The sequence below is a fragment of the Acinetobacter sp. Colony158 genome (assembly GCF_019264745.1).
In the GTDB taxonomy this organism is placed as follows: Bacteria; Pseudomonadota; Gammaproteobacteria; order Pseudomonadales; family Moraxellaceae; genus Acinetobacter; species Acinetobacter ursingii.
The window spans coordinates 2,378,622-2,390,296 of sequence record NZ_CP078523.1; the positions used below are offsets into that span (position 1 = coordinate 2,378,622).

Here is an 11,675-nt window from a genome sequence, read left to right on the forward strand (position 1 = left end):
AATTAAGCTTTTTTCTCAGCTTCAATAGAGGCAATTGCAGCATCAATGCCATCGATAGATTCAGCTGCTTTTTTGATACGCGCTAAAGCATCGACTAAAACTTCGTCTGCAGTCGCATACGAGATACGCATAAAGCCACCCAGACCAAAAGCATCACCCGGTACAACGGCAACACCAGTTTCTTCAAGTAACCATTCAGAAAACTCGGTGCAAGATTTTAAACCTTTGGCACGAATGAGTGGACGAATATTGGCATAAGCATAGAAAGCGCCATCGGCTGGTAAGCAGCTAATACCATGAATTTCGTTTAAGCCATTTACAACTAAATCATGGCGGCGTTTAAATGCCTCAATCATTGGCTCAAGTACATCTTGTGGGCCATTCAATGCAGCTTCAGCAGCAACTTGTGAAATCGAAGTCGGGTTTGAAGTGGATTGAGACTGAATTTTTTTCATCGCGCCGATGAGCTTTGCTGGACCTGCTGCATAACCAATACGCCAGCCTGTCATGGCATAGGCTTTAGATACACCATTTAAAACAATAGTGCGGTCATACAAATCTGGAGCAACAGTTGCGATATTGTAGAACTCATCTTCCCAACGAATTGGTTCATACATATCGTCAGAAGCGATATAAACCTGTGGGTGTTTGCGTAAAACTTCAGCCAATGCTTCAAGTTCAGCTTTGGTATAAATCATACCTGTTGGGTTAGAAGGGCTATTTAGTACCAATAAACGAGTATTTGGTGTAATCGCTGCTTCTAATTGTGCTGGCGTAATTTTAAAACGTTGGTCTTCACCACATTTTACAATCACAGGTGTCCCTTCAGCGATAATCACCATATCTGGATAACTTACCCAGTAAGGTGCAGGGATAATGACTTCGTCACCTTTATTTAACAATGCCAATGCAAGGTTAAAAAATGATTGTTTACCGCCACACGATACCAAAATCTGGTTCGCTTGATAATCAAGATTATTGTCGCGTTTAAATTTTGCAATGATTGCTTTTTTTAGGCCTGGCGTACCATCAACCGCTGTATATTTAGTAAAACCATTATTAATGGCTTCAATAGCAGCATCTTTGATGTGTTGCGGGGTATCAAAATCTGGTTCACCTGCGCCCAAACCAATCACATTTTTACCTGCTGCTTTAAGTTCAGCAGCTTTGTTGGTAACAGCAAGAGTAGGGGACGGTTTGATGGCATTCACACGATCAGACAGACGTACGTCCACGGCAGCATTCCTTCTTATGGGATTAAAAAAATAAAAGCATACTATCTTAGCCCAAAATTGTTGAGACGTGTTTTATTATCAAAACAAATTTATAAAAAACATGACACGAGTGTAATTCAAATAAACGAATAGACATTTACTTTGTTATTTTTAGCGGCATCTTAGGTGAAAATCATTTAAAATAACAAAAGGTCACCCAAAATTTAAGTGAACATCATGAGTGAACAAAAGCCCAAAGCGAAAAAGGCTTTAGTGAAATTACCTTTTCCAATGCCTCAAGCGGCAGATTGCGATGACGAAGATGCTGTGCATAATCAGGTTCGCCCAAAACCTGAACAATATGCAGATCGTACTTGGATGCCGCCACGTGGTACGCGTAGATCAATGGGAAAACGCTAATTTTAAGCTATTTTCTTTACGCTAAATCAAAAGCCTTTCATGTAACCATGAAAGGCTTTTTTATTACGACTATGAACATTGTGACTTGACGCAGAATGATGTTTTAGATTAATGTTATATTATAACATATCTATTAATAGGTCTTATATTATGCAAGTTCTATCTTCTCTTAAAAGTGCAAAAAAGCGTTCGCCAGATTGTCAAATTGTTCGTCGTCGTGGCAAGCTGTATGTGATTTGCAAATCCAATCCACGTTTTAAGGCACGTCAAGGATAAAAACAAGACTTCGCCTGTTTTTTTAACTCGCTTCTTTATCCTGATAAAAATGCTTTTTGCGCTGATACATTTGTTGATCAGCGCGTTTAAGCATGGCTTCAATACTTTCATTTTCAAGTGTGGTCGCAGAACCAAATGACATACTAATTGGCTGGCTTGAATAGTATTGATTGTCAATATTAAACAGTTCCTGAATGGTCTGTAGCATCACCAAAACTGCGGTTTCATCTGTTCCTGGCATCAGTATGACAAATTCATCTCCCCCAATACGTGACGCTGTATAGGTTGTATTTTGAATTGCTTGAGTTAATACACTGCCAACACGACGTAATAAACCATCGCCCACGTCATGCCCTAGTTGATCATTGACTTCTTTTAAGCCATTCATATCCAGAAAAATACAGGAAACAGGTCGCAAGATACTACGTTCCAGACGATTAAGTTCTTCCGTAAAGAACGAACGATTATATAGTTTGGTCAGTACATCATGTTTGCCCAAATATTCCAGATAATTTTCTGCTTTTTTCCGTGCAGTGATGTCGGTTAAAGCAACTTGAACCAGACCCCAATCCTTTTCATAGCCCGGAAAAACGGTAAACTGCAACAACACATTACGAATACTGCCATCTAGTGCATAATTCACAGCTTCGCGTTGATGATGAATATTACCTTTCCATAACTCAATCAGTTGCTCGCGGAAGGTGCCTAGCATCTCATTTGAAAAAACTTTATGGATATTTTTGAGCAGGATTTGTTTGTCAGGGGCTTGAAATAAATCGAGTGTCGCCTGATTGACATCCAGTATTAAAATATCCTCAATACATTGATTAACAAACTCAGGATGTACATCTAAAAAAGTTCGAAAATCGTCAATTCCAATCTGTTTTAATTGATCAATTCGAACTTTAACCCGACTGAAATCTTCAACCCAGAGTGAAGCAGGTGAATATACAAATCTTGCTTCAGCCAATCTGCGATTTTTTTCTTCTAATCTACGTGCGTTTTGATAAGAGGTCACATCTTCAGTGGTAATGAGTAACCGTTCAAAAGATTGTTCGTATCCAGGAAAGATTGACCCACGTAGTTGAATGTCCAGACGTTTGCCAGACAGAGTGTAATTGACTGCTACACTCGAAAAATGAGTTTTACCATTCCATAAATCAATTAATTCATAAATATGGGATTTGAACATATCTTCCTGAAAGATACGATCTAGATTGCTACATAAATGTTCCTGTGAATTTGCTTCAAATAAATCCAGTGTTTGTTGATTGACTGAGATGATTTTTATTTTATGAGCGCATTGGCGTACCCGATCAAGATCTTCGCTTAAAAATGCATGTAAATCTTCGACCCCCTGAGCGCGCCATGCATCAAACTGGATTTTTATATCGCTATAATCCTCCAGCCACATTGGAATCGGTGCAAGGTCAAAAATAGATGAATCTAAAGTCTGCATTCAGGAAATTCCAATGAATTATTTATTTTTCATGGAGTATAAAACCAACAGTTACACTTGGAAATAGTAAGGTGTAAAAAATAGACAATTTAAGTGAAGTAGGTGAGCAAAAGTATCCATAGTTTTGCTGTGAAAGAGTCAGCATAAGATTTCTTTGATCACGTATTCAATTTTATTTATTCTTCTTCGCAAGGCAGAGATAAAAAAGACGGAATAAGAGAAATCTATAAAGCTCTTTTATAAAGGAATAAAAGAGCAGGGAATACAATATCTTATGATTTTATTCGATTAATTGGATGTTGAATGGTGATATCACCACGCCAGAGTTTAATGAAGTCTTGTTCATCGATATCATAAAGTTCCATCAATGCCACAATCACCCCGACAAAAATCATCGCACCTTCGCGATTATCATGAAAATTAAAAATCTTGCCATTGAGTTTGCTTAAAATATCTTCAAGCTCACTTTCGCGGCCACGGCCATAACGGTCGCGCGGGTACATATCTTCATTTAAAACAATGAGTGCAATCGATTTTTCAGCATCACTCAAATCAGTTTTATCTAAGGCTTCTTCAAAAGAGTCGCTACCATGATCAAAATAAAAAATCACATCGTCGTTAATAAAGGACTGTACAGTATGCGAAGTCAAATCTGGAAATTGTGAAATGGCATTTTCATCAATATAGGGTTTAAATGACTCAGGCAAGATTACATTGTTGTGAATGCCTTTAAATAAAGGGGCAATCTCAGAGACCTTATAACCTGCAATGCCACAACCCAAAGCGGTGATGAAATATTTCATTTTGGGATGATGTTGGGCATAGATTTTAAAATCATCTATATAGTGTTCAATTTGTGACAATGGCATCCGCTGCAAATGTTCATTTAAAGTGGGAATGGCAAAGCTTTGACCTGCCCAACCACGACCAATATGATTCACTGCACCAAAATGCTGTGCAGCGACACGTGCTGCACCATGTGTATGTTGTCCAGCCATATTACTGCCAAAGACAAAAACCGTATCTTCAGGAAGTTCTGTGATGATGCTTTCGTCGTGATAATGGTATGCCATGTTGTTTCAATTCTGATCCTGATATGTTCCATGTTGCAGAGGAAACGCAGATGGGTCAAGTACAAAATGTAGAAATTAAATTTACAGGAAAAGCCTTTAAATTGAGGGTGAATTACCCCATAAAGGGCTTAGTGAAATGAAATTTTGAAAAGAAGAGAGCAGCCGAGTGAGCGATAAGCAACCCTTTGAATTAGTCACCAGTTACCAACCCGCAGGTGATCAGCCTCAAGCGATTGAAAAACTGGTGCATGGTGTTGAAAGTGGCTATCGCAATCAGTTGCTATTGGGGGTTACGGGGTCGGGTAAAACCTATACCATGGCTAATGTCATTGCTCAGACTCAACGCCCCACGATTGTCATGGCGCATAATAAAACCTTAGCGGCGCAGCTTTATGGTGAGTTTAAGGCTTTTTTCCCTAATAACGCGGTGGAATATTTCGTCAGTTATTATGATTATTACCAACCAGAAGCGTATGTGCCTTCGTCAGATACTTTTATTGAAAAAGATGCTGCGATTAATGATCATATTGATCAGATGCGACTTTCTGCCACACGAGCTTTATTAGAGCGTCGTGATGCAATTATTGTAGCATCAGTATCTGCCATTTATGGTTTGGGTGATCCTGAAGCCTATATGAAAATGTTGCTGCATGTGGTCGAAGGTGATCGTGTCAATCGTGATGATTTGATTCGCCGTCTGGTTGAAATGCAATATACCCGTAATGAACTGGAGTTTTTACGGGGTACTTATCGTATTCGGGGGGAAATTTTAGATGTATTTCCTGCCGAATCCGATCAAAATGCGATTCGCATCGAGTTGTTTGATGACGAAGTTGAATCAATTCGCTGGTTTGATCCTTTAACAGGTAAAATGTTGCGTCAGGTGCCGCGTGTAACCATTTATCCAAAAAGCCATTATGTGACGCCAAAAGACAATTTATCCCGCGCGATCGATACCATTAAAGTTGAATTACAGGATCAGCTTAAATTTTTCCGTGAACATGACAAATTGATCGAAGCACAACGCATCGAGCAACGGACGCGTTATGATCTGGAAATGATGCAGCAGTTGGGCTATACCAACGGTATTGAAAACTATTCACGTCATTTATCAGGTCGTCCATCGGGCGAAGCACCACCGACTTTATTTGATTATATACCTGATGATGCGCTACTGATCATTGATGAATCGCATGTCACTGTTCCACAAATTGGCGCAATGTATAAGGGTGACCGTTCACGTAAAGAAAATCTGGTGAATTATGGTTTCCGTTTGCCAAGTGCACTGGACAATCGCCCGATGAAATTTGAAGAATGGGAGCGTATTGTTCCGACTACAATTTATGTCAGTGCAACACCTGCCAAGTATGAATTGGAACGATCAGATCAGATTGTGGAGCAAGTGGTTCGTCCGACAGGTCTAGTCGATCCTGAAATTGAAATTCGTCCAGTGTTGACACAAGTTGATGATGTATTGTCTGAAATTAATTTGCGTAAAGATCTGGATGAACGGGTTTTGGTGACGACATTAACCAAACGAATGGCAGAAGATTTGACCTCTTATTTAAAAGAATATGGGGTGAAAGTCGCCTATTTGCATTCTGATATCGATACGGTTGAACGGGTCAAAATTATTCATGAACTCCGCACAGGCGTTTATGATGTGCTAGTGGGTATTAACTTGCTCCGTGAGGGATTGGATATGCCTGAAGTGTCTTTGGTGGCGATTTTGGATGCAGACAAAGAAGGCTTTTTGCGTTCCGAGCGTTCATTGATTCAAACCATTGGTCGTGCTGCACGTAACCTGAAAGGTAAAGCAATTTTATATGCAGATCGTGTAACTGATTCCATGCAAAAAGCCATCGATGAAACAGATCGTCGTCGTAATAAGCAAATTGAGTTTAATCAGGAACATGGGATTACCCCGCGTAGTGCAGTACGTCAGAAAATTAAAGAAATTGATACGGGTGAAGTCTTTAATGATGATGAAATTGATGCCAAAATTTCTGATCAGGCGAAAGCGCTTTCAGCAGACGAACGACATATTCTTGCTGATCCAAAACTCTTTACCAAGCATATTGGTAAATTAGAGAAGGAAATGATCAAGGCGTCGAAAGAGTTGCAATTTGAGCAAGCAGCGCGCTTACGCGATGAAATCGTGCGTTTAAAAGCACAGATGTTGCAATAAATCTGGACACCATTCTCTGTGTAAATTGCTACATATTTATACATTATTTGCATATAAAACAAGCTAATGTGAGTAATCTTGAATAAATCGATGCCGATTAAATTAGACAATGAGCAGGGGAATACAAATGTCATTAAAACAGAATCTCCCAAAAGCCAGTTGGACACTGACTAAAATTGCAGTGGGCGGGATTGTATTAACAGGTTTAGCGGTTGCAACGGTTGCTTATGCGCAAAGTAAGCCCTTGCCAACGGTAGAGCGGGTTGAGTTAGACAAATACTTGGGTGTTTGGTACGAAATTGCACGTAAACCAATGTATTTTGAGAAACAATGTGCCAAGGACATTACCGCAACTTACACCTTGAATGAAAATGGTAACGTGACTGTTGATAATCGTTGTTACAGCAAAGATGGTGTGCTTAAACAATCGGTTGGTGAAGCTTTTGTCGAAAATCCTCCTTTTAATACCAAATTAAAAGTCAGCTTTTTGCCTGAAGCAATACGTTGGGTTCCTGTTGCGCGGGGAGATTATTGGATTCTTAAACTTGATGAAAATTATCAAACTGTATTGGTCGGAGAACCTTCCCGTAAATACTTATGGGTACTATCCAGAACGCCTGAACTGTCTGAAGATGTATTGAATGAGTATTTGAGTTATGCAAAATCTTTAGGTTATGACCTGAATGATATTATTCGCCCTCAACATACTCTAAAATAATGGTTATGATGATAAGATTAAGCCATGCGAATGCATGGTTTTTTTATTTTTTAATCGTTTGATATTTTAGATATTTTTCGCGTATTAATATAAGAGGTCAGGATGTTTAAGGGCATAATATTGTCGGTTATCGCATCGGTGACCTTTGGTGTATTGTATTTTTATACCCAGTTATTAACAGGTCTGGATAGCGAACAAACCTTTGGTTGGCGCATGTTGGCAACCTTGCCTTTTTTAACGCTGCTGATGTGGTTGTTGGGGGATTTGCCGCATATTAAAAGCATTTATCAACGCGTGCTTGCAAATCCAGCTTTCCTTTTATTAATGATTCTATCTTCGTTACTGACTTCAGTTCAGCTTTGGTTATTTTTATGGGGACCCATGAATGGACGAGGTTTACAGGTTTCACTGGGATATTTTTTATTGCCGTTGGCTCTGGTGTTGAGCGGTAGCTTATTTTATGGCGAAAAACTGTCTAAATTTCAAATCGCTGCTGTGATTCTTGCGGTTATAGGCGTTAGTCACGAAATTTTTCGTTTAAGGTCTATTGCTTGGGAAACGGCACTGGTTGCTTTTGGTTACTCGGCTTATTTTTTATTGCGTAAAAAAATGGGGACGGATAATCTCGGTGGTTTTTGGTGGGATATTGTCATTATCTTACCTATTGCTGTGTACTTTATTCAAAATGGAACGGAAAGTCTGGCGATATTACAACAGCAATCTTTCATGTGGTTGGTTGTGCTTGGACTAGGCTTATTAAGCGCAGTGGGTTTGGGGAGTTATATTTTAGCAAGCCGTTTTTTACCGATGATTTTATTTGGTCTGCTTAGCTATTTAGAGCCTATTTTATTGGCATTGGCCTCTTTGGCATTGGGTGAAAAAATTAGTCCTCAAGAATGGTACACTTACATTCCCATTTGGTGTGCGGTGTCATTGTTAGTGATAGAGGGAAGTTGGCACCTTTATCAACAACATAAAAATAAACGAGCACTTGAGCGAAATGTTGCGCATTATCAAAAACGCTTAAACGAGGAGATTTGAGATAATTTTAATCAAATTTCAACACTTTAGACTTGAGTAACATTTGATATGATCAAAAAAAATACGACGAAATTTAAATTTTGACTCACTTTTAGAAAAATAATGTAAAAATTAAAATAAAAAATTATAAGTATTTTATAAATTTATAGTGAATATCACTGAAAATATCATCGACATTCACAGCTTTTGATTCAATCTTGATGATAATTCCTTTACAATTATGGGGTTTTGAAATTCACGCCTAAAATTATTCATTAGAGGACGTATTTGTGAGCAAAGACACTATCATCGCCCTACACGCGGAACACCAAGGTCGCTGGGAAAACCGCGAAGAAATTGCGGAACATATGATCGCGTTAATCGGTCAGTTATACCGTGAAAAAAATATTGTCGTTTCTGTTTACGGTCGTTCTTTAATTAACCGCTCTGTGATTCAGATTTTAAAAACGCATCGTCGTACTCGCGTTGTTGATGTTGAGCTTTCTGTTGTTAATACTTTCCCAATTTTAGAAGCATTGGCTAAAATTGAGAATATCGGTTCTGCTGAAGTGGATATCGGTAAGCTTGCTGTTGAATATAAAGAAAAAGGCGGCGATATCGATGCTTTTGTTGCTCAAGCTGTTGAGTCAATTAAAGGTAATGCAACTTCTGAACAACCTAAAGATGTCGTGTTGTACGGTTTTGGTCGTATCGGTCGTATCTTGGCGCGTTTAATCATCAGTCAATCTGGCTTGGGTCGCGGTTTAAGCCTTAAAGCAATCGTAGTACGCAAATCTTCTGATGGTGATTTGGCAAAACGTGCGTCTTTGTTACGTCGTGACTCAATTCACGGTACTTTCGCAGGAACCATTGCTGTTGATGAAGAAAACGAAGCGATCATCGCAAACGGTAACTACATCAAAGTCATCTATGCATCTAGTCCAAGTGAAGTGGATTATACCCAGTATGGTATTAACAATGCGCTTTTGATTGATAATACGGGTAAATGGCGCGATGCTGAAGGTCTAAGCCAACACTTGAAATGTGCGGGTATTGCACGTGTCGTGTTGACGGCACCAAGTAAAGGCGAAATGAAAAACGTCGTATACGGTGTAAATAACGCAGATATCTTGGATGAAGACAAGATTATTTCTGCTGCAAGCTGTACTACCAATGCAATTACACCAATCCTAAAAGTATTGGATGAGAAATATCACGTGTTAAATGGTCACGTTGAAACTGTTCATTCATTTACCAATGACCAAAACTTGATTGATAACTATCATAAAGCGGATCGTCGTGGTCGTGCGGCAACTTTGAACATGGTCATTACTGAAACTGGTGCAGCGAAAGCGGTTGCGAAAGCATTGCCACAGTTAAAAGGTAAATTAACAGGTAACTCGGTTCGTGTACCAACACCAAACGTTTCACTTGCGATCTTGAATTTGACTTTAGATAAAGAAGTAGATCGTGACGAAGTGAATGAATATATTCGTCAGATTTCAATCAACTCGAATCTGCAAGGTCAAATTGGTTATACCAACTCAACTGAAGTGGTTTCAAGTGACTTTATTGGTTCACGTACTGCGGGTGTCTTTGATGCTCAGGCAACGATTACTTCGGGTAACCGTTTAACTGCTTATGTTTGGTATGACAATGAAGTCGGTTATAGCTGTCAGGTATTACGTATCGCTGAGCAAATGTGTGGCGTAAGCTATCCAAAAGTTCCTGCTGGAACCGATGCTTAAGCATTTTTCTGATCAAGATTTCCAAAAGCTCAGTTTCGACTGAGCTTTTTTACATAAGATACAAAACCAAAGCTGAATATTTTACAAATTATGTGAACACTATTCACGAAGGAAAAAAACAGATTAAGGATAGATCGTTGCAATTCAGACAAGCGTTGGGTGCATTGGCATTTATTGTATTGGCAGCTTTGATTGGTGTTGCTATTGCTATATGGGTATTTAAAAACTTTAATATTTATATCCCATTGAAAAATCAAGCTGTTGATATTGATTTACAAGAACCTTTACAGGCCAAAGTTAAAATTCAGGATGCTTTGGATGTGGATGTGACGGGGAGAGTCAATGCCTCTATTCCCATTCGTGAAGATCTGAATATCCCTTTAACTCAGACATTGACTCCACGTGTTTATTTCGATAATCAAGTTCCGATTAAAACTTCGATTCCAGTAAAAGAAACCTTAAAAGTGAATCAGGATTTACCCATTGACACTAAAGTTCAGGTCAAAGTCTTGGGTAAAGATATTACTTTACCCTTGAAAGGAACGATTCCAATCAAACTGGATGTACCGATTGATATACAAGTTCCGCTTGAACAAAGTGTGCATCTTAAGTTTGATGCGCCTGTACGTACAGTATTAAAAGAAAATTTAAATATTCCACTGGATACGACGCTTAAAACCAATATTCCAATTAATGGGCATTTGAATGTTCCCATTGAAACAGCTTTAGCTGCTTCGGTAGATGTGCAAAATACTTTGCCGATTAAAATCAGACAGGGTGAGTTAAAAATTCCATTATCGAGTATCCGGATTCAAAAGGCTGGCGATTTACAGCCTGCGCCACAGAACAAGGATTCTGTTGCTGTGCAGCATAAGGAACGGTAATCGATGTGGATTTTTGCTTCTGTTAAACGGACTTTATTGATTTTTATTAGTATCGTGATGTTGGTCGCGGTTTTATTCTGGTTGTATTTGAATATTCAGGCCTCTGTTTCAGTCTCTTCTCATCATGCTCAGATTCATTTACCAGAATCACTTCCGACCAAAATCCATGTCGGAAATTATCTGCAAACTCGATCGGTAGGTAAACTAGATACGACGATTGATATCAATCGTCAGTTAGATTTACCGTTACGTGGTAAATATTTGGCCGATTTAAGTTTTGAAGTAGAAACGCCAATCACAGTCAATATCGATTATTCTACGATGTTGAAAGTTGATGAAACGATGCCGCTTGAAACCACAACAGATCTGATCTATCAAAATAAATTATTACCCAAGTTTCCTTTAAAGTTAGATATTCCGATTCAACTGGATGTCCCTTTCCAGCTCAAACGCAGTTATACCTTGCCTGTTAAAATTTCATTTAGTGGACCTGTCTATTTTGAGTTTAATGAACCAGTACATTTAAATATACAACATCAGTTCAAACCGACTTTGAATATTAATGATCCAATGACCCTGCGTAAGATTGCGACTTTTAATGCCATTATGTATAACTCCGTACAAACGACTCAGGCGAATCTGGACATGCAGATGCAGTTACCATTGAAGAATATA

At 38.8% G+C, this 11,675-nt stretch carries 11 protein-coding genes; 8 read left to right on the forward strand and 3 right to left on the reverse strand.

Features of this window, described 5'->3' with window-relative positions:
• Positions 1 to 2: 2 nt before the first annotated feature.
• The gene (locus JR005_RS09590) at positions 3 to 1,235 is read right to left on the reverse strand and encodes a pyridoxal phosphate-dependent aminotransferase (protein ID WP_034699926.1); all 1,233 of its coding nucleotides are present in this window, start codon (positions 1,233 to 1,235) and stop codon (positions 3 to 5) included.
• Between the two features lie 216 nt (positions 1,236 to 1,451).
• Here JR005_RS09590 and JR005_RS09595 point away from each other — a divergent pair, with 216 nt between their 5' ends.
• Positions 1,452 to 1,634 (forward strand): hypothetical protein, encoded by a 183-nt coding sequence (locus JR005_RS09595; RefSeq protein ID WP_004986994.1) that lies wholly within the window; start codon positions 1,452 to 1,454, stop codon positions 1,632 to 1,634.
• 150 nt (positions 1,635 to 1,784) lie between these two features.
• Positions 1,785 to 1,910 (forward strand): type B 50S ribosomal protein L36, encoded by a 126-nt coding sequence (ykgO, locus tag JR005_RS09600; protein WP_010588981.1) that lies wholly within the window; start codon positions 1,785 to 1,787, stop codon positions 1,908 to 1,910.
• A 22-nt stretch (positions 1,911 to 1,932) separates the two neighbouring features.
• On the opposite strand, the gene JR005_RS09605 is transcribed toward ykgO, so the two are convergent.
• Both JR005_RS09605 and JR005_RS09610 read right to left on the reverse strand, forming a co-directional pair.
• Positions 1,933 to 3,369 (reverse strand): diguanylate cyclase domain-containing protein, encoded by a 1,437-nt coding sequence (locus JR005_RS09605; RefSeq protein WP_218664968.1) that lies wholly within the window; start codon positions 3,367 to 3,369, stop codon positions 1,933 to 1,935.
• Positions 3,370 to 3,641: 272 nt separating this feature from the next.
• Positions 3,642 to 4,442 carry a hypothetical protein gene (locus JR005_RS09610; protein WP_218664969.1) on the reverse strand — a complete coding sequence of 267 codons (801 nt, stop codon included), beginning with the start codon at positions 4,440 to 4,442 and terminating at the stop codon, positions 3,642 to 3,644.
• Positions 4,443 to 4,608: 166 nt separating this feature from the next.
• On the opposite strand from JR005_RS09610, the gene uvrB reads away from it, so the two are divergent.
• The 6 genes from uvrB to JR005_RS09640 all read left to right on the forward strand — a co-directional run.
• Entirely contained in the window at positions 4,609 to 6,630 is a 2,022-nt protein-coding gene (uvrB, locus tag JR005_RS09615) for an excinuclease ABC subunit UvrB (protein WP_004986975.1), read from the forward strand.
• A gap of 127 nt (positions 6,631 to 6,757) precedes the next feature.
• The gene (locus tag JR005_RS09620; protein ID WP_004986974.1) at positions 6,758 to 7,348 is read left to right on the forward strand and encodes a lipocalin family protein; all 591 of its coding nucleotides are present in this window, start codon (positions 6,758 to 6,760) and stop codon (positions 7,346 to 7,348) included.
• A 102-nt stretch (positions 7,349 to 7,450) separates the two neighbouring features.
• On the forward strand, positions 7,451 to 8,389 hold the full coding sequence (rarD, locus tag JR005_RS09625) for an EamA family transporter RarD (RefSeq protein WP_218664970.1): 939 nt from the start codon (positions 7,451 to 7,453) through the stop codon (positions 8,387 to 8,389).
• A 269-nt stretch (positions 8,390 to 8,658) separates the two neighbouring features.
• Complete coding sequence (locus tag JR005_RS09630) at positions 8,659 to 10,116, forward strand: glyceraldehyde-3-phosphate dehydrogenase (protein WP_004986966.1); 1,458 nt, start codon at positions 8,659 to 8,661, stop codon at positions 10,114 to 10,116.
• Positions 10,117 to 10,253: 137 nt separating this feature from the next.
• Positions 10,254 to 11,000, forward strand: a complete 747-nt coding sequence (locus tag JR005_RS09635; protein ID WP_004996725.1) for a hypothetical protein — start codon at positions 10,254 to 10,256, stop codon at positions 10,998 to 11,000.
• Between the two features lie 9 nt (positions 11,001 to 11,009).
• Positions 11,010 to 11,675 (forward strand): hypothetical protein (locus tag JR005_RS09640; protein ID WP_228731802.1); only part of this gene is annotated, 666 nt, incomplete at its 3' end.